The following is a 19,279-nucleotide window of genomic DNA, read 5'->3' as shown; positions in this document are numbered from 1 at the left end:
ACTCAGCGTGGGCGGTCACAGTGAGCTTAAATGGTTAATGAGCTTGCTCGGCATCTGCGATAACTCCACCACATAATCTACTGCACGGCACTTTATTGCTTCTCGTGGCATGCCAAATACCACACAACTTTGTTCATCTTGGGCAAATGTAGTGACGCCTTTTTGGTGTAGCGCCACCATGCCTTCGGCGCCATCTTTGCCCATGCCGGTTAAAATCATCGCGCTGATATTGGGCGCGGCACATTGGGCCAAGGCCGTAAACATCACATCGACCGAAGGTCTGTGGCCACTGACCTTTTCATCTTGGGTTAATTTAACTTTATAACTACCACCCACTTTGATGATCTCAAGGTGATGATCCCCTGGTGCAACATAGGCATAACTGGGTAAGAGTCGTTCCCCATGTTCGGCTTCTTTGACAGTGATCCGTGACTGTCGGTTTAAACGTTCCGCAAAAGTGCGGGTAAACCCCGCGGGCATATGTTGGGTGATCACTATCGGCGGCATAGCCGCGGGTAAATGTTGTAATACATAAAGAATGGCTTCAGTACCGCCAGTAGATGCGCCTATCGCGACTAAATGCTGAGTCAGGGTTGTATTGGCCAATACTGGCCGCTTACTTGAAACAGGGCGTACTGGCTCAACAAATTTCTGCGGCTTGATGATTTTGGCTTTCGCAGCAGATTTGATCTTATCTAAAATCAAATCCTGATAATCATGGATACCTTGGGGCGAGTCTAATTTCGGTTTAGGGATAAAATCCACCGCGCCTAAGGCCAAGGCGTTAAATGTCGCATCAGCGCCCTGCTCGGTTAACGATGAAATCATCACTACCGCAGTGGGTCTGGCTTTCATCAAGCGGTCCAAAAATGTTAAACCATCTACTTTGGGCATTTCGATGTCTAAGGTAATCACATCGGGGCGAAATTGGTTCACCAGATCCTTGGCCTCATAGGCATCGGCAGCGAGCCCAACCAGAGACAGTTCAGAGTCAGCCTCAATAATTTTACCGAGCAAGCTGCGCATTAGCGCAGAATCGTCAACAACTAACACTTTGATCGTCATAACTTAATCACCAAATAGTTCAACGTCGCCGCCCGAAGGTAAATTACGAACCCGTAAACGGTACTCACTTTCCCTGTCAAGAATTGTGCTGTTATGCATGGATTTAATTTTGCGGACTTTCACTTTGCCCGAATGGGGGAAAAAATACACTTTGCGCGGATACACATCGAGTAAATCGGCAGCAACGATAGGGATATTTTCAAGATTGAGGTATTCAATCACAAACTCAGCATTACGCTCACCAATGTTGTGCACAGTAAAACTGCGTAACATATTGCCGCCCCCAAACACCTTAGCTTCGAGTGAGTTGCGCTGTGCGCCAAGCTTGAGCAAGTCGTTGATTAACAACTCCATGGCATACACGCCGTAACGGGCTGAATCGGCGAGCACCCCAGTACAATTACTATTGTCACTTGGCAATAAAAAGTGATTCATTCCACCAATTTTGAGCTTAGGGTCATACAAGCACACTGAGACGCAGGAGCCTAATACTGTCACTATCATGGTATCTTCACGGGTTGCAAAATACTCGCCGGGTAATATTTTTACCGCATCGCAACCAAAATGATGATCGTGATAGCGATTCGGCTCTGCAATAGCATATTCGATATTAGGTTTTAGCACTCATGAGCCCCTTCACTGGCCGATAGGTTGTTTGACCAACGGCAGTGATGATTTGCGGGAACATATTAAAATTTTCCGAATGTCCCGCAATATAAAGCCCATCCTCACTAAGGGAGTTCATCATGTGTTTTAATATGACTTCCTGTGTTTCTTTATCAAAATAAATCATTACATTACGGCAAAAAATCACATCGATTGGTGTTTTTAGCGGCCAAAAAGAATCGAGTAAATTGATGCGGGTAAACTTGAGCATCTGCTTTAATTCGGGCACAACGCGCACATTACCCAACTGTGAACCCCTTCCACGGTGAAAAAAACGTTTCTTACGGATATCGCTGACAGTATCAATACGATCTAAGGGATAAATGCCCATTTCAGCCTTTTTAAGCACGCCGCTGTCGATATCGGAAGCAATGATCTCGATAGGTGTTTTAAAACTGTTGAAATGTTCAGCGACGACAATCGCAATCGAGTAAGGTTCTTCCCCTGTGCTACTGGCAGCACACCAGATCCTGCGGGTATCTGGGTTATCGATTAAATACTGTTTTAACACCTCAAAGTGATGTGGCTCCCGAAAAAATGCTGTTTGATTAGTGGTTAACGCATTGATAAATTCTTGGTGTTCGTTTTCATGGCTTAACAGATACTCAAAATAAGCCGAAAATCCGGCTAATTTCAATGTTCTGATCCGCCGCACTAAACGGCTATACACCATAGCATCCTTGCTATCGGCGAGTTTGATCCCCGCTAAGCGGTACAGCGTCGTCCTCGCGGTATTAAAGTGCACCGAGGTATAGGCAAACTCTCGTTCCAATGGTTTGTTTTCACTCAATTAAAACTCTTCCCATTCATCTTGATCTTGCTTAATGGGCTTCATCGCATTGGTTTTAGGTTTCTCTGTCACTCTGGCTCTTACCATAGGTTGAAGCTGCTGTTTGATGGGTTTCATCGCCTTCGCTTTGGGCGCCGCTAATCTCGCGTTGCTGCGTCTTGGGGCTTCATCTTCGTCGTCCACGCGAAAACTGGCAACACTGTCTGAGAGTTGCTGCGCTTGGGATTGCATGCTTTCCGCTGCAGCGGCCGCTTCTTCAACCAATGCCGCATTTTGTTGCGTCATTTCATCCATTTGCACTACGGCTTTGCTGATCTCATCGATACCGATGGCCTGCTCATTAGAGGCTGAGGCAATTTCCGCCATGATGTCGTTCACCCGTTTAATGGCGATGACAATTTCCTTCATGGTATCGCCGGACTTACCGACAAGGCTGTTGCCACTCTCGATTTTAGACACGGAATCCGATATCAATGCCTTGATATCTTTAGCGGCATTGGCCGAGCGTTGGGCTAAGCTGCGCACTTCTGATGCGACTACAGCAAAGCCGCGGCCTTGTTCGCCCGCCCGCGCCGCTTCAACCGCAGCATTGAGCGCTAAGATATTGGTTTGGAAAGCAATGCCATCGATAACACCAATAATGTCGGCAATCTTACGCGCCGATTCATTAATCGATGCCATGGTCTGGACGACTTGCTGGATAAGCTCACCGCCATCCACTGCGACTTCAGCCGCTTTAGAGGCTAAGGCATTGGCTTGACTGGCGTTATCCGCATTGAGTTTCACTGTACCTGTGAGTTCCTCCATGCTGGCCGAGGTTTGCTCTAGGCTCGAAGCTTGCTCTTCGGTGCGGCTGGATAAATCTGCGTTACCTTGGGCTATTTCTGCCGAAGCGGTATTGATGGTATCCGCAGCTCGTTGAATATCTTGGATCATGAAGGATAACTTTTCAGCAGTTTGATTTGAGTAATTTTTCAAATCATCAAAGGTGCCTTCATAATCGTTATAAATGCGAGTGGTCAAATCGCCATCCGCTAGCGCCATCAGCACACGCGCCACATCTTGCAATCCACGTTCCGAGGTTTCAATTAACGAGTTTAAATTGTTCGCCAGCATTAAAAAGAAACCTTGCTTGCCATCTGTTTCCGCCCTTTGGGAGAAATCACCTGCCGCTGCGGCTGTGACTATGCGGGAAATTTCCTGCTCAGTTTGGACTTCAATGGTGCGGTCGAGCCATTCAACCACAGTCCCTAAGCGCTCACCTTCTTTAGACACTATGGGGCTAGCGGTTAAACGAAAGTGGCAACTCGCGACCTTAATAAGCGATTCATATTTACGGTCTAATTTATCGAGTAAACTTGCTTGGTGGGCAGGATTGCGGTGGAAGATATCCATCGAGCTGCCGAGGATTTTATCCACGGAAAAATGCGGTAAGGCTTGTCTGATCTCACTTTCAGAATGGCGCAACATAGTTTCGACCGAGCGATTCATATAAATGATCGTACGGTTAGCATCGGCTATCATGACGTTGGTACTGGTATTATTGAGCGCTTCGAGGATGCGCTGGGTTGCTCGCTCGGCTTCGATACTTTCGGTGCGGTCTATCCACTCAACACCTGTGCCTAAATGCTTATTTTCAGCGGTGATAATCGGCGTCAGAATCAACCTAAAGGTACGTTTGCCTATGGTGATTTGCGCGGTATGGGATTGGGTTAGACGTTCTAATAAATTGCGCTGATGTGCAGGATTTTTATGGAAAATGTCGATATTACTGCCGATCAGTTTGGCAACCGAGAACTGAGGTAACTCTTTACGAATATCGTCCTCTGCCTCTTGCAGTAAACGGACGACGGCTTTATTCGCATAAATAATATTGCGCTGACTGTCAGCGATCATAAAGCTGTTGCCACTGTTATCAAGTAGCTGAAAATAGCGCTGACGCTCTTCATCCCTTTGCTCACGCGCCTCATCATTGCCAAAAAAATTGAAAATACTCATTATTGTTACTCCTGATCAGTCAGACTATTTGCATCAATTAGACCCAGCTCATCACTGCTGATCAGAGCCTGAATATTTACTAAAATGATCATCTTATCCTCGACCGTGGCTAAGCCTTTGAGGTAGCGGCTATCGAACGCCACCCCAAATTCTGGGGCGGGTAAGATTTCCTCCGCCGACAGCTTAATCACATCGGAGACGGCATCGACCACTATGCCGACTATACGTTCAAACACGTTGAGCATAATAACGATAGTGAACTCGTTATAAGTGGCGGTTCCAACAGCAAATTTCATCCGCAAATCCACTATGGGCACTATGTCACCGCGCAAATTAATCACGCCTTTTATAAAACTGGGGGCGTTGGCGATTTTAGTGACCGACTCATAACCGCGAATTTCTTTGACGGACATAATGTCAAGGGCGTAGTGCTCTTCGCCTAACATAAAGCTTAAAAACTCCACCTCATCATGGGCGTTGTATTCCACTTTGGCGGTCATAGTTGATCGACTCTCCATGGCTATTTCCTTAATTTTTAATGTGCAGAGCGAGCGATTCGACATCGAGGATCAACGCGACGCTACCATCGCCCATGATGGTGGCGCCGGAAACTCCGGGGATCCTGCGATAATGTTTTTCAAGACTTTTAATCACCACTTGCTGCTGGCCAACTAAGGCATCAACGCACAGGCCAAAGCGCTTGTGGTTGCTTTCGAGCAATACGACTATGCCCTCTTCTGGGCAGCGGGCATTGGGCTCAATTTCCATCAGCTGATAAAGATTGAGCAGAGGTAAGTACTCTTCACGTACTTTTAAGAGTCTTTCTTTGGCGAGAAATTTAAGTTGTTCCGTTTGCGGCTGAATAGATTCTATGATGTGCACTAAGGGCAGAATGTAGATCTGATTTCCCACAGAAACCGTCATACCATCGACAATGGCGAGCGTGAGTGGCAACTGGATTTCAAAGGTTGAGCCTTGGCCCTCAGTGGACTCAATATCAATGCGTCCGCCTAAGGCTTCAATATTACGGCGCACCACATCCATACCGACACCACGGCCAGACACATCCGTGACTTCCTCCGCAGTTGAAAATCCTGCGGCAAAAATCAATTGCCAAATTTGCTTGTCGCTACTGTTATCAGCCACTTGCAAACCGTTTTCCCGCGCCTTTTGAATAATGCGCTCACGGTGTAAACCTGCACCGTTATCGTGCACAGCGATAACGATATTACCGCCCCTTTGACTGGCTTTAAGGGATAACACGCCCACTTCGGATTTACCCGCTGCGAGCCGTTTTTCAGGTTTTTCGATACCGTGATCTAAACTATTGCGCACTAAGTGGGTCAGCGGATCGACGAGCTTTTCAATCATTCCCTTATCAATTTCTGTGTTGCCACCTTCAATCACGAGATTGACGTTTTTACCCAGTTGCTCAGAAAGGTCCCTCACTAAACGGTTGAAACGGTTAAACACAAAAGATACCGGCAGCATACGCACCGACATCACTGCCTCTTGCATTTCACGGGTATTACGTTCCAATTCATTGAGTGCGGTCTTGAGTCGCTCACCTAAATCGCCCGTCATCTCGTTACCAATGAGGGTCAACATGGACTGAGTGATCACCAGCTCGCCCGCGAGATTAACCAAAGTATCTATCTTAGAGGTTTCGACCCTTAAGGTGGCATCCTGAGCCGGCGTTGCTGATTTTTTAGTCGCTGTTTTCACCTCTGTGGTATTGGGCTTTGGGGCAACGGATGAGTTTGATGTTGCGTTTGAACTCAGTATTGCAGGCGAGCTTGCTTTCACAGAAGGACTCGTGGGCACGGTTGAATCAGGTGCGGTGGACTCAGTCGCTTTGGCTTTAAATAAGATGTTTTTGGATTGGCTACTTCCAGTTTCCTTGGCTTGATGTGCTCGAGTGGTCGCTGGCTTATAAACCTTCTGCACTAGCGGTTTTGAACTTAATAACTCGATTTCATTAGCGAAGGATTCTGGCGTTAATGCTTCAAAAAAACCAAAGCCTAACTCATCATCGTCAATTGTCACATCACACAGCTCAGCAATACACTCTTTATTATTTGCCACACTGTCAGCGCTGATGTCTTCCGCTTGATAAGCCTCATCAAAAAATCCAAAGTCTTCACCTTCGATGGCAATATCACGTGCCATTTCATCTTCAAAAAATCCAAAACCCAGATCTTCTGCCGCCACTGCTGCGGTGAGTGTTGCATTTATGATGGGAGTGCTAGCGGCGTCTGTACCATTACGTATCGCAACTGATGAACTAAAAGGCTCACCATTTAACGCTGCGACCAACTGACTTTTACTGTATTCAACCTCCTGCCAATCAATCTGCTCTTCTTCGCGGTACAAGCTCAAGATATGGGATAACGTGTCCACAGTACTCAGCAGTAAATCGATAATAGATGACGTTAATTGGAAGTTACCCTTACGCGTTTTATCCAGCAGGTTTTCCATCACATGGGTGACACTGGTTAATGCGGTAAAACCAAAAATACCACTGCCGCCTTTTATAGAATGTGCAGCACGGAAAATGGTGTTCAGTTCTTCAGGATCGGGAGAAGCAAGGTCCAATGCCAATAGCAATTGTTCCATATTTTCAAGATGTTCATGACTTTCTTCAAAAAAGACCTGATGGAACTCGGCCATATTGATGGACATAGCGCACCCCGTTGCAGTTAACCCAGCACTTTAGCCGTAATAGCCAACAACTTTTGAGGATCAAAGGGTTTTACCATCCATCCCGTCGCACCCGCGGCTTTCCCTTGGGCTTTCATGTCATCGCCCGCTTCCGTGGTGAGCATAATGATCGGCGTACGCATAAATGCCGACATAGCACGTAAGGATTTAATTAAGGTCAGCCCATCCATTCGAGGCATGTTTTGGTCTGTCAGAATGAAGTCAAATCTCTGCCCATTACAGATATCGAGGGCTTCTCGACCATCTTTGGCCAGTACCACTTGATAATTAGCCGATTTAAGGGTCGCTTCGACCATTTGTCGAATCGCTGCGGAATCATCAACAATTAATATTCTTTTACTCATGCGCTATTCCATTATGACTTTAGTTATATTCCCTGGCGGTACTAATTCGTATGTCTTAGATAATGTTTTCACCAGCGATAGACCGCGCCCAGACAACTGAGGAATGTCCGCCATCAAATTTTCATCACCCTCAAAGCCTTTGCCACTGTCAGCCACGCTAATATGTAATTCATCCTGCGATGAACGCCAGATGATGCTCACTTTTACCCAATCATTTTCCGTGAGCCTATCTGCAAAACTGTCCCTAATACTATGGTACAGTTCGAAGCCTTCTGGATCATTTTTTAGTCGAGAATCTAATTTTAGTACACCATGATCAATAGCGTTGCTAAATAACTCTGCGACAACAGTAAAAACCCGTTGACAGAAATTGGTCGCAAATCCCAATATACTGAGAAACTGATTCAATGAACTTAAATAATCAGCGCTGAGTAACATAGGCCCTGCAATACTGACATCCCAGCAGAACTCACCATCCATAATGGCTTTAATACGATTGACATCACGATCTTGATGCCAAGTGTTTAATCGTTCAAAATCTAAGGTACAAATTGTGATGTCATCGGCAATATTTTCAGCAGAACAGTACTCATGCATATTGTTCTCTAAATATTTTATTAAACCACCTGAAAAATGGATAAAAAGATCTTTTAACTTATCAATGCCAAATGGATTGCCGTCATGAGTATATTGCTCTATTAAACCATCACTAAAAAGGCAAGCATGCCCATGGGATGGTAAATCAACCGTAACAATATCCGCTATAAAAGTATGCGGAGGTAAAATACCAAGGGCCATATTTGTCGATTTAAATTTATCGATGGATTGATTACTGACTGAATGAGAATGGTCAGTTTCTTTAATATTGTGGTTTGTTAAACAGTCAATCCCCCCCGTTTGAATATACACGGGGGGCATACCACCATTCCAAATATGTAATTTATTACGATTAAAATCGGCTTCTAAAATAATACAGGCAACAAATCTGTCTTCAGGGTTTTCTCGGTGGAGCTTAGCATTCAGTTCATAAATAAACGTAACTAAAGAAAATCCCTTTGAAACCATGGCCCTAAATGTGCTGGCAACACGCATGATGGGCATGGCTGCACTCAGGCCATGACCCGTTGAATCGGCGAGAATTAAGAAGAAATTGCCATTAGGCGCTATGCCATTGAGGATAATATCACCGCTAAAATTGGCACTGGCTTGGCAATAAGTATGTACAAAATCAAAGTCAGTATTATCAATATTGACTAAGTGCTCAAATAAATGCCGGGCCATGTGTTCTTCTCGGGCCTTTTCATAAAGCATTTTTTCAAGTTCAATTCTTTGATGCTCTACTTTATGCTGAAGTTGCACCCGGGTAAGTAAACATTCAACCTTGTACCAAAATATTTCAACATTTATCGGTTTAACAACAAAATCCAAAACCCCCATTCTAAAACAGGCTAATACGGATTGATTTTCTTTTGTCTCGCTCATGACTATAACAGGTGTTTCTTTTTTATCCTTATTTAACTTGTCCAGTAACGCCAGTGCGGTACCATCCTTTAACCAATAGTTAATCAGAATTAAATCAACCGTATTTTGCGTTATTTCAAATAAACCTTCTTCTAGATCACTACAGACAATGACGTTGTAACCTTTGCTATGAATAAAGTCACTTATCCTTTGACTCGCAATAGCGTCATCATCGATAACTAAAATAAAATGTTCCGGCTGAGTAAGCGATACCATAATGAGTGTTACTCTATGATGTAGATTTTCTGCATATTGGCAATACTAAGGATTTCATTCGCCTGACCATGTGCACCTTTTACAGACGTAGAAATATGTAACTCCTGCGCCTTACGATGCAGCAATACCATCATGCCTAAAGCAGAACTATCGAGGTAAAGCACTCGACTAAAATCTAAAATAATATGGTTAACCTCTGGAAGCGTTAAAATATCTTGATAATCACTGGTGAATTTCTTGTGGTAATAAAAGTCAAAGCGCTCTGGCAATGAAATAACTTTAATATTTGACATTGTGTTATCCCTAATTAAAAGAGTTCAATTTCACCACAGGTAATTTGATCCCTTGAAACGGGATTATGAGTCTCCTGACGTCGGCGACTCATTTGTATTGTGATGTCATCACCCTTAATGCCAAACTCCTGTTGTGACATAGTGGTGACGCGATTGAGCGATTCTTTTAAATGGTTTAGGGACTGATTTGTGTAAATCAGGCTTTGGGAAGTAATATCACTGAACTGCAATCCCCGAATAGTATCCGAGATGGCTTGTTCTAGTTCATGTGCCGATGAATCGATACGTTCAATCACTTGAGAATCCTTCTCTGCTTTAACGATAATCTGCCTTAGTGCAGTATCTATATCCTTTTTTGCATCAATAATATAAGTCATATCTTGAGCGGCGACTTTACTCACGTGTACGGTTAATTGTTCAATCTGAATTTGAATTGATTTAAGCTGTTTTTGTATGCTTTCACTAAAACCTGCGCTACGAGTGGATAAAGCGCGCACTTCATCTGCCACAACGGCAAAGCCTCTACCCGCATCACCCGCCCGCGCCGCTTCAATTGCCGCATTTAAAGCGAGCAAATTAGTCTGGGACGAGATTTGATCTATGTCTTGCAAGGCTTTCATTGCTTGAGGCATAGACTCGTAGATGAGATTCACTTTTTCCAACAACTCCATAGTTGATGCCGACATCTCTATGGTGGATTGAATAAAGCGCTCTAACGTCATTGAGGTATTGTTGGCAAATTGCTTCATTTGATCTGAATGGAATAACTCAGCATCATCAGTACTCTTAACGAGATCTGAAATAAATCCTGTCTGCTCCGTCATTAACCGCCCTAAACCATCGAATGACTCACCGAGCAAATTGACTGCGTCACCTTGCACCGCTAGCACACTGTCAATGTTAGCCTCGCAGCCGTTAAGTGTCGTGATTGACTCTTGATACAGATTGATATGGGCTTGCCAATCCGCGGCAAGTTGGTTGTTGAAGGACTTATCATCATGCTGTTGAACTGACTGCATTTGCTGGTGCTGATAAAATTGCCACAGCAACATAATCAAAACAGAAATAACCGGACCAATAGCCCACAATGTCATCAAACTCAGCGCATATCCAACGCCTGCCGCGAGCACCGCAACGACCCCATCCTTGTATGTCATATGGACTTCACAATAATTGTACAGTGATTAAAAAGTAGTTTCATATTGGGTGATTTTCAAACACGAAAGTGAAATTATTCACATTGTTACGTGTCGCAATGCGGAAAATGCAGTTATCGCGATATAAATCCTCAGCATTGAGCGCTAATTCTCAGTAAATTGCCGTAAATTCATGATTTGCTAATAAACTTGTCTTAATGGAACCAGAAACTTAACTGTGCAGTCCTCATACCCTAGGTTACACTGGAAGCGTCATGGATTGGGATGGAATCGCTTATGAGTCAACGTACATTAAACTCCTTATTTAAACCGACTTCCGTTGCTATTATCGGCGCTTCGAATACCGAAAAACGCGCGGGTAATGTGCTGATGAAAAACCTACTATCGAGTGGTTTTTCGGGGCCTATCATGCCAGTCACCCCTAAGTATCGGGCAGTGATGGGCGTGCTCGCCTATCCCAATATTGAAGCCTTACCCATCAAACCCGATTTAGCGGTTATTTGTACCCGCGCTTGCCGTGTGCCCGCCATCGTTGAAACCCTTGCGCAATTTGGCTGTAAGGTGGCCATTATTATGGCAGCGGGAATGGCACAGGAATTTAACGAAGATGGTGTGAGCCTGCTCGACCTTGCCATGCAAAATGCTAAGCGTTATGGGATGCGCATTCTGGGGCCAAATAGCTTAGGAATGCTATTACCCCCATTGGGATTAAACGCCAGCTTAGCCCACGCCAGCGCCCTACCGGGCAAAATAGCCTTTGTGTCTCAATCGGCCGCCATTTGTACAACGGTACTCGATTGGGCCAATAACAAAGGTATTGGCTTTTCCTCCTTTATCTCCCTCGGTGATGCCACCGACATTAACTTTGACGAACTGCTCGATTACCTTGGCCGCGATAGCCGCACCAGCGCCATCATGCTTTATATCGACTCGGTGAATGAGAAGCGCCATTTCCTCTCGGCCGCTCGAGCCGCTTCACGCAATAAGCCAATTCTAGTGATTAAATCGGGCCGCAGCGCCGAAGGGGCCCGCGCTGCAAAATTACATACGGGCGGCGTTGGCGGTAACGATGCAGTGTATGAAGCGGCGTTTCGCCGTGCAGGTATGTTACGGGTTAACGATCTAATTGAACTGTTTGCCGCGGTTGAAAGTTTAGCGCATTCCAATCCGCTGCAAGGTGAGCGCTTAGGAATTATCAGTAATGGTGGCGGCCCCGCGGTGTTAGCTGTGGATGAACTCATTATGCGCGGCGGTAAACTGGCGGAGTTATCAGAAGACACCATAGCCAAATTAGAAGCGGTGTTACCTAATACTTGGTCAAGGCAAAATCCCATCGATATTATTGGTGATGCGAACGCATCACGATATGCTAAAGCTTTGACTATCTTGATGGATTCCAATGAACTTGATGCTATTTTGGTCTTACACTCCCCTTCAGCACTCGGTGAAAGTGTTGAGATTGCTGATACTTTGGTGAGTGTGATCCACGCGCATCCCAAAAAGAATCGCCTCAATATTTTGACGAACTGGAGCGGTGAAGACTCGGCTTATCAGGCACGAAAACGCTTCACTAAGGGCGGCATATCCACCTACCGTACACCCGAAGGTGCTGTGGGTGCCTTTATGCACATGGTTGAATACCGTCGTAACCAAAAACTGCTGCAAGAAGTGCCGCAATCGATCCCCGACAATATTCCGACAGATAGCCTCACGGCGCGCAAATTACTGCAAGCGGCTCAAGCTAAAGGAAAATCAGTACTGGAAACCCATGAGGCCAGCCCTATTTTGCGGGCTTATGGGCTTAACACCATAGACACTTGGTTTGTGAAAGATGCCGATGAAGCGGTGGCCATTGCGAATGAAGCGGGCTATCCCTTAGCGTTAAAAGTGCAATCCCCTAACATCTTGCATAAGTCCGATGTGCACGGAGTGATGCTCAATTTAACCTCGGCTGAAGATATCCGCCACGCCGCGAATGCGATTACCCAGAGGGTGCATCAAGCCAATCCCGAAGCCATTATTGAAGGCATGATAGTGCAGAAAATGGCGTTGACCGCTGGCGCGCAAGAAATCCGCGTGGCCGTGATAAGCGACCCCGTCTTTGGTCCGGCGATTTGCCTTGGCGAAGGTGGCTCAGAATGGGACCCCACCAATGATGCTGCCGTTGCCCTGCCACCCCTGAATATGGCACTGGCGCGTTATATGGTGATCCAAGCGTTAAAGACCCATAAGTTAAAGGACAGACATTTACCACTGGGTCTAGACATGAATGCCCTGTGCGTGATGTTAACGCAAATATCCCATATTATTATCGATTGCCCTGAAATCGCCTCGTTAGATTTAAACCCAGTACTGGCCGCGGGTGAAAACATCACTCTGCTCGATGTGAATATCCGTTTGCATGATGCCAATGCCGACAGTTCATCGCGGATGGCCATCATGCCCTATCCGAAGGAATTAGAAGAATTCGCCGAGCTAAAAAATGGCCTTAAGGTAATGCTAAGGCCGATTTTGCCCGAAGATGAACCTAAACATTTGGCCTTCGATAATTCGCTATCCGATGAAGACAGATACAAACGTTATTTTGGGGTGCGCTCGAAAATGACCCATGAAGAAATGGCGGTATTAACTCAAATCGATTACGCCCGTGAGATGGCCTTTATCGCCACGGCTAAGGGACCCGATGGCGATGACATCACCTTAGGTGCCGTGCGTGCGTCCATCGACCCTGATAATACCGAGGCCGAGTTTGCCATGGCGGTGCGTGGCGATCATCAAGGTATAGGGTTAGGAAAGTTGTTACTCGAAAAATTGATCAAATATTATCAGGCCAACGACACGCCCGTGCTCACAGGCTTTACCATGTTTGAGAATCGCAATATGGCCAGTCTTGCCAAAAGTCTCGGTTTTAAAGTGACCTTCGATATGGAGGAGCATTTGATCAAAATGCACATGGATTTAAAACCGCCCAGTGATCAATAGCACCTACCCAGACGAACAAAAACGCCGCAAATCATTGCGGCGTTTTGTTATCCTAAGTAAATGATTATTTGACGAAATAGCGACCGAGCTAATACTTAACGCCTTGAAACATCGACACTCGCCCCCACGTTCTCAGCCTCTAACACAGTTACGACCTTCGGACTTAGCTTGGTACAGTGCTTTATCGGCGCGACTAAACAGCGTTTCAGCATCATCCCCCTGTTGCAATGAGGCCATCCCAATCGAGACAGTAATCGCGCCAAGGGAAAGCTTTTTGTCTTTCCCTACCGTTAAGCGCCGCTCAGAAATACGTTCACGCAGATTTTCAGCCACTTGCAATGCGTCGTGAAAATGGGTGTTAGGTAGCACCACCACAAATTCTTCGCCGCCATAACGCGCAACAAAGTCATCCCCACGCACACATTGCTTTAAGGCTAATGCGACATAGGCCAATACTTTATCACCCGTTAAATGACCATAGGTGTCGTTAAAGGCTTTAAAATTATCGATATCAATCAGTAAGAGACTACAGCGGGTCTGGTGATCTTGAGAACGGTAGATTTGATCCTGAATACTCAATTCATAGGCGCGGCGATTATGCAGAGACGTTAATTGGTCTGTCATAGCCGCGAGGCTAAGATTTTCCATTTCAGATTTAAGATTTTGCACTTCTTGACCCATGGTACACAGACTTTGCTCCATCTCACGGTTGTTGATAAGTAGCATCTGCATCTCATCGACCACACCATCAACCAGCTCGTTTAAGGTATTGATATCGGGATTAGTTTGTAATCGCAAACCAAACTCGGCTAATGAGCCAGAAAATGCCGCGGTTCCTTGACTCAACTGGCTGATTTAATTCAACAGGCTATTGATCAAGATTTGTGTTTCAATCTGAACATTTTCAATTACTTCTGGTGACTGTTCTTGGATAAAGGTTTTATAAAGACTGGTATTAACTTCCTTGGTAAAAGAGACAGAATTCGCCAAAAAACCATCAATCGCGCGATTTAAATCGAGATTTGTACCTGCAAAATATTCATACCAAACAGTGTAATTTTCAGGAGTAACAGGAATATCGAGGGCAGACATTTGCGGCACGGCCAAACGCAAAATTTGCGCGGCAGAATCAAGTTCTTTATTTTCTGCAGTAGAAGACATAAATCGCGAACCATAGATTTGTTATGTTTTTGTATACATTAAGTTAACTCAGCTGGTTCAATTTGGATATGGGAGAAATCAATTATTATGACAGGGAGCAAAAGAAAAGAGGATGTTGCCATCCTCTTCCTCATCACGGTACCGAACCAACTAGAACGAGCTAAACCTCGCGACAATTAAGTCCACAATTAACCACGGCAGCGAGCAAAGATATCTAATTCAGGCTGATATACCTCAGTTTTGATATTCATTAGTCCCAATAGACTATCGAATAAATTGTCATGGGAGAAACCACCTTTCGCCGCATGCTCAGCCAAACAATCCATATCCAATTGATTATCTTTGCTAAAATCTTTTGACACCCAAGCAAGCATAGGAATGCTCGTCTGCTCAATCGGTGCGATACTGTAAGGCGCGCCATGTAAATACATGCCTTTTTCGCCTAAAGACTCGCCATGATCGCTCAGATACAACATGGCTGGATCAAATTTATCTTGTTGGTTTTCTAACTTTTTAACCACTTCGCTAATAATATAGTCAGTGTACAAAATACTATTGTCATAGGTATTCATCAGCTCATCTTCACTGCAGTTTTGTATATCACTGCGCTGACAATCCGGAGTGAACTTACGGTGTTCTGCTGGATAACGTAAGAAATAAGTCGGGCCATGACTACCAATGACATGCAATACAATCACAGTATCTTTGCGTTCTGCGTTGGCTAAGGCTTCATCTAATTTGTTCAGTAACACTTGGTCGAAACAATATTGGCCAGTGCACAACTTAGGATCACTGTTCAAATCAATGGTTATGTTTTCAACTTGGTCACACACCCCTTTACAGCCAGAATCATTGTCAAACCACTGCACTTTAATACCGCCATGATCCAACACATCAACGGCGGTGTCTTGAGCATAGGCACGGCGTGAATCGTAATCTTCCCGTCCCATGCGAGAAAACATGCAAGGCAAAGATACCGCCGTTGCCGTGCCACATGAATGGGTATCTTTAAAGACTATTAATCCTTGGCCTTGGGTATGGGCGTTGGTTGGCTTGTCGTAGCCATAATACTGATAACTCATTGAACGCGCGGTTTCCCCCACGACTAGAACTAATAAATTCGGTTTACCATTTGAGTTGGCACTGACATTTTTTGCATCGAGGCCAAGTTGCTGATATTCCATTGGCGTTTGCAAGTACTGCACATTGATGTACTTAGACACAGCACCGATAAAATACGTCGGCACAATATAACGTTTTAGCTCGTCGTTGTTACGGCCAAAGGCCGCGTAATCTTGAAAATAGAAGAAAGCAATAATGCCCAGTCCTGCCAACATCGCCAGCATAAAAAGCACTTTATGCAGTAGTTCTTTTAGGAAAGGTTTGTACTGAATATCCGCTTTATAGATAAGGTACGCGGGTAAAATCCCAGTCAGTAACATATTCATTATCGAAGCAAAATTCACATACATGAACGCTTCGGCATGATTGGTTTGGAAAGTGTTTTCTATCATGCCGTAATCGAAGACGACATTGTATTGATAGGCAGCGAAGAACACACTCGATGATAACAAGGTGAGTAAGATGAAAAACGGTTTAACGAGATACTTTACCGTAAATAAGGAAAATATAAAACTGAGTGCAAAGGTTAAAAACAACGGCACAGTAGCGATGAAGATAGGATCGACATCAGGTTGTTTTTCAATGCCTTTCTTAATGATGCCAAACAATGGGATATTGAAAATACAGACGTAAAATAACGCTGTGATAAAAGTGAATCGATTCACCGATAGAGTCTTAAATCTTGCTAACACTGATAGCTCTCACTCAAATTAGTTGTTTGTCGAGAATAACTTAGTATTCTTAAGGTAGTCTTAGGCCTTTGACAGTGAAATTTTTTCGCAATAGTAGCAAGCTCTTGGCAATGGCTCAAATTATCTGTGGGTATTGTTAACATTAAATAATAAACTTAAAAAAACGGCCGAACCTCAATAAGTTCGACCGTTTTCTGCTCCCCAACCTATTAGGGTCTTGCTCGGTTTTACCAGTGAAGAGTTAACAATTCATGCTAACCCAGCGGTAATTATCTTAATTGCTGTAATAAGTAGGCAAACGCCATTGAATTAAGTTCCGCGGCTTGATTATTATCTGCAGCGCCGGCATGGCCACCTTCAATATTTTCGTAATACAAAACATCAATTCCCATGTCTTTCATCTTAGCAACCATCTTACGGGCGTGACCTGGGTGAACCCTATCATCACGGGTCGATGTGGTGAAAAAGACCTTTGGATAATGCACGTCTTTATGCAGATTATGGTACGGAGAGTAAGTTTTAATGTAAGCCCATTCCTCAGGAATATCCGGATTACCGTATTCACCCATCCAGCTGGCACCGGCGAGTAACTTATTGAATCTAAACATGTCAAGCAGAGGTACTTGACACACGACAGCGTTGTACAGATCCGGTCTGCGGGTAAATGCCGCCCCCATTAATAGGCCACCGTTACTGCCACCTTGGATGCCTAAATGTTTACTTGATGTAATTTTACGGGCAATCAAATCTTCCGCTATTGCCTCGAAATCCTCATAGGCTTTATGTCGATTTTGCTTTAACGCCGCTTGATGCCAAGCTGGGCCATATTCGCCACCGCCACGAATGTTAGATAACACATAGACGCCGCCCTGCTCTAACCAGTTCTTACCAATGGTGGCCGAATAGGATGGACGCAGTGAGACTTCAAACCCACCATAGCCATAAAGTAGCGTAGGATTAGTGCCATCTAACTTAAGATCCTTAGCCATCACCACAAAGTAGGGTACTTTAGTGCCATCTTTAGACGTCGCAAAGTATTGCTCAGTTTTAAACTTATCCGCAGCAAACTGTTGCGGCATACCTTTAATTTTCTTCGGATTTAAGGTTTTTGCATTAACCGTATAGAGGCTTGAAGGCTCAAGAAAACTGGTGTAATTCACGAAAAAATTATCACTGTCTTGCTCAACATCCATTACCGTCAGGGCGCCATTCGCTTCGAATGGGACTTGGGTGCTTTGCCAAGCGCCCTTTTCGTCTTGCTCATACCGCACTAATTTGCTTTTCACGTTATCGAGCCAATTCACGAAAATCGCACTCTTACTAAAACTAAGTTGCGCTATCGATGCGGTCTGAGTCGGGCTCACAAATAAACTGAATTTGGCTTTCTGGGCGATAAGATCCGCCACATCGGCATACACGACCGCGCCTTGCTTAAAGTTACCGTCTTTATTGGTTAAATCGCTCTTTAACTCAATAAATAACTTACCTTTAAAATAACCTTTAATCTCAGCATCTTGAGGTAATGGCAACCCTATGAGTTTGCCATCTTGATAGACATATTGGCTGGCGGTATAAAAAGTATGTGCCTCGGTGACTAAACTCAGCGGCGTTTTATCATCGAATAAAACCCAGCCTGATACTGCGACTGAGGTTTTGTCACCAGTGAAAATCGGCTTCGCTTGCTCGAGTGCTGTACCACGTTGCCAGAGTTTCACTTCCCGTGGATAACCTGAGTCAGTCATGCTTTGACCATCACCAAAATCAGTACCGACAAAGGCGTGGTCTTTATCTATCCAGCTCAGACTTGATTTAGCTTCTTTCAAAAAGAATGGCTTATCTTTGATGGCAACAAAGGATTTAGTATTTAAATTAAATTCTCGCACTTCCACTGCATCGGCACCGCCGCGGGAAAGTGAGACAAAACAGCGCTCATTTTCGGGATACTGACAGCTAATATCCTTAAATACCCAATTGACGGATTCAGTTTTACCTAGGGCATCGATATCAAGCACGGTTTCCCATTTGGGATCGGGTTTAGCATATTCTTCCATGGTAGTACGGCGGTAAATACCGCGCACATGGGTGTCATCCTTCCAAAAGTTGTATAACTTGTCGCCAATGTGGGTCGCGTAGGGAATGCGTTCTTTATCGTTCAGGATGGCGAGACTGTTCGCCACTAAGGTATCAAAACCTTTAAACGCTTTAATTTCGGCGGCAGATGCAGCATTTTGGGTTTTCACCCATTCCATCGGCTTTGCGCCTTCAACATCTTCTAACCAAATGTATGTATCTTCTTCTGCGTGAAGTTGACCGCTCATACCGAGCACTCCTGCAATGCACCAAGGCAGTAATTTATTATTCATTCTATTCCTTTTAAACAAAGTCCATCTTGAGATCTGCCCTTACATTACCTTAATTAATATCCAGTTCAACTATTAATCCAACAAGAATGTAACAAAAGGTAAGGTACTGTAATAGCAGATGATTAATCTAGAATGAATCGCGTTTTTAAAAATGTCGTGCTATAAAAAAGCGTCCACGAGGGACGCTT

At 44.6% G+C, this 19,279-nt stretch carries 13 protein-coding genes and 1 pseudogene; 1 reads left to right on the top strand and 13 read right to left on the bottom strand.

Translation table 11 applies throughout. The annotated features are described in order from the left end of the window. Positions 1 to 15: 15 nt before the first annotated feature. From L5L97_RS05710 to L5L97_RS05665, 10 genes are read right to left on the bottom strand one after another with little or no spacing between them, the layout of a single operon-like run. Positions 16 to 1,065, bottom strand: a complete 1,050-nt coding sequence (locus L5L97_RS05710; RefSeq protein WP_263181394.1) for a chemotaxis response regulator protein-glutamate methylesterase — start codon at positions 1,063 to 1,065, stop codon at positions 16 to 18. A 3-nt stretch (positions 1,066 to 1,068) separates the two neighbouring features. Next, positions 1,069 to 1,689 (bottom strand): chemoreceptor glutamine deamidase CheD, encoded by a 621-nt coding sequence (gene cheD / locus L5L97_RS05705; protein WP_105252529.1) that lies wholly within the window; start codon positions 1,687 to 1,689, stop codon positions 1,069 to 1,071. Further along, the gene (locus L5L97_RS05700; protein WP_028759906.1) at positions 1,676 to 2,521 is read right to left on the bottom strand and encodes a CheR family methyltransferase; all 846 of its coding nucleotides are present in this window, start codon (positions 2,519 to 2,521) and stop codon (positions 1,676 to 1,678) included. Before L5L97_RS05700 ends, cheD begins: the two co-directional genes overlap by 14 nt. Beyond that, entirely contained in the window at positions 2,522 to 4,519 is a 1,998-nt protein-coding gene (locus tag L5L97_RS05695; protein ID WP_198573197.1) for a methyl-accepting chemotaxis protein, read from the bottom strand. It lies immediately after the preceding gene. Between the two features lie 5 nt (positions 4,520 to 4,524). Next, positions 4,525 to 5,037, bottom strand: coding sequence for a chemotaxis protein CheW (locus L5L97_RS05690; protein WP_049821692.1), 513 nt, complete (start codon positions 5,035 to 5,037; stop codon positions 4,525 to 4,527). 10 nt (positions 5,038 to 5,047) lie between these two features. Beyond that, the gene (locus L5L97_RS05685; protein ID WP_263181392.1) at positions 5,048 to 7,201 is read right to left on the bottom strand and encodes a chemotaxis protein CheA; all 2,154 of its coding nucleotides are present in this window, start codon (positions 7,199 to 7,201) and stop codon (positions 5,048 to 5,050) included. Positions 7,202 to 7,218: 17 nt separating this feature from the next. Beyond that, positions 7,219 to 7,584: a response regulator gene (locus L5L97_RS05680; protein WP_028759902.1), complete on the bottom strand. Its 366-nt coding sequence runs from the start codon at positions 7,582 to 7,584 to the stop codon at positions 7,219 to 7,221. Positions 7,585 to 7,587: 3 nt separating this feature from the next. Beyond that, a complete protein-coding gene (locus L5L97_RS05675; protein WP_263181391.1) occupies positions 7,588 to 9,321 on the bottom strand; it encodes a SpoIIE family protein phosphatase in 1,734 nt (577 codons plus the stop codon). A gap of 8 nt (positions 9,322 to 9,329) precedes the next feature. Further along, positions 9,330 to 9,614, bottom strand: a complete 285-nt coding sequence (locus L5L97_RS05670) for an STAS domain-containing protein (protein ID WP_028759900.1) — start codon at positions 9,612 to 9,614, stop codon at positions 9,330 to 9,332. Positions 9,615 to 9,628: 14 nt separating this feature from the next. After that, positions 9,629 to 10,771: a methyl-accepting chemotaxis protein gene (locus tag L5L97_RS05665; protein ID WP_263148268.1), complete on the bottom strand. Its 1,143-nt coding sequence runs from the start codon at positions 10,769 to 10,771 to the stop codon at positions 9,629 to 9,631. A 276-nt stretch (positions 10,772 to 11,047) separates the two neighbouring features. Here L5L97_RS05665 and L5L97_RS05660 point away from each other — a divergent pair, with 276 nt between their 5' ends. Next, entirely contained in the window at positions 11,048 to 13,753 is a 2,706-nt protein-coding gene (locus L5L97_RS05660; protein WP_263181390.1) for an acetate--CoA ligase family protein, read from the top strand. Between the two features lie 132 nt (positions 13,754 to 13,885). Here L5L97_RS05660 and L5L97_RS05655 read toward each other — a convergent pair. The 3 genes and pseudogenes from L5L97_RS05655 to L5L97_RS05645 all read right to left on the bottom strand — a co-directional run bounded on the left by L5L97_RS05655 (position 13,886) and on the right by L5L97_RS05645 (position 19,091). Next, positions 13,886 to 14,914 (bottom strand): annotated as a pseudogene (locus L5L97_RS05655) (GGDEF domain-containing protein). Positions 14,915 to 15,102: 188 nt separating this feature from the next. After that, positions 15,103 to 16,728, bottom strand: a complete 1,626-nt coding sequence (locus tag L5L97_RS05650) for a phosphoethanolamine transferase (RefSeq protein ID WP_263181388.1) — start codon at positions 16,726 to 16,728, stop codon at positions 15,103 to 15,105. Between the two features lie 269 nt (positions 16,729 to 16,997). Then, complete coding sequence (locus tag L5L97_RS05645) at positions 16,998 to 19,091, bottom strand: prolyl oligopeptidase family serine peptidase (protein WP_263181386.1); 2,094 nt, start codon at positions 19,089 to 19,091, stop codon at positions 16,998 to 17,000. Positions 19,092 to 19,279: the final 188 nt, after the last annotated feature.

The organism is Shewanella sp. SM71 (assembly GCF_025653905.1).
Taxonomy (GTDB): domain Bacteria; phylum Pseudomonadota; class Gammaproteobacteria; order Enterobacterales; family Shewanellaceae; genus Shewanella; species Shewanella oncorhynchi.
Note: the sequence above shows the minus strand (reverse complement) of the source record. Positions and strands in the feature narration are given on the sequence as shown.

Excerpts from the sequence above, each read along its gene's own strand:
- L5L97_RS05710 (WP_263181394.1), bottom strand. The coding sequence starts at position 1,065 with ATGACGATCAAAGTGTTAGTTGTTGACGATTCTGCGCTAATGCGCAGC.
- L5L97_RS05685 (WP_263181392.1), bottom strand. The coding sequence starts at position 7,201 with ATGTCCATCAATATGGCCGAGTTCCATCAGGTCTTTTTTGAAGAAAGT.
- L5L97_RS05665 (WP_263148268.1), bottom strand. The coding sequence starts at position 10,771 with ATGACATACAAGGATGGGGTCGTTGCGGTGCTCGCGGCAGGCGTTGGA.
- L5L97_RS05690 (WP_049821692.1), bottom strand. The coding sequence starts at position 5,037 with ATGGAGAGTCGATCAACTATGACCGCCAAAGTGGAATACAACGCCCAT.
- L5L97_RS05695 (WP_198573197.1), bottom strand. The coding sequence starts at position 4,519 with ATGAGTATTTTCAATTTTTTTGGCAATGATGAGGCGCGTGAGCAAAGG.
- L5L97_RS05675 (WP_263181391.1), bottom strand. The coding sequence starts at position 9,321 with ATGGTATCGCTTACTCAGCCGGAACATTTTATTTTAGTTATCGATGAT.
- L5L97_RS05670 (WP_028759900.1), bottom strand. The coding sequence starts at position 9,614 with ATGTCAAATATTAAAGTTATTTCATTGCCAGAGCGCTTTGACTTTTAT.
- L5L97_RS05680 (WP_028759902.1), bottom strand. The coding sequence starts at position 7,584 with ATGAGTAAAAGAATATTAATTGTTGATGATTCCGCAGCGATTCGACAA.
- L5L97_RS05645 (WP_263181386.1), bottom strand. The coding sequence starts at position 19,091 with ATGAATAATAAATTACTGCCTTGGTGCATTGCAGGAGTGCTCGGTATG.
- L5L97_RS05660 (WP_263181390.1), top strand. The coding sequence starts at position 11,048 with ATGAGTCAACGTACATTAAACTCCTTATTTAAACCGACTTCCGTTGCT.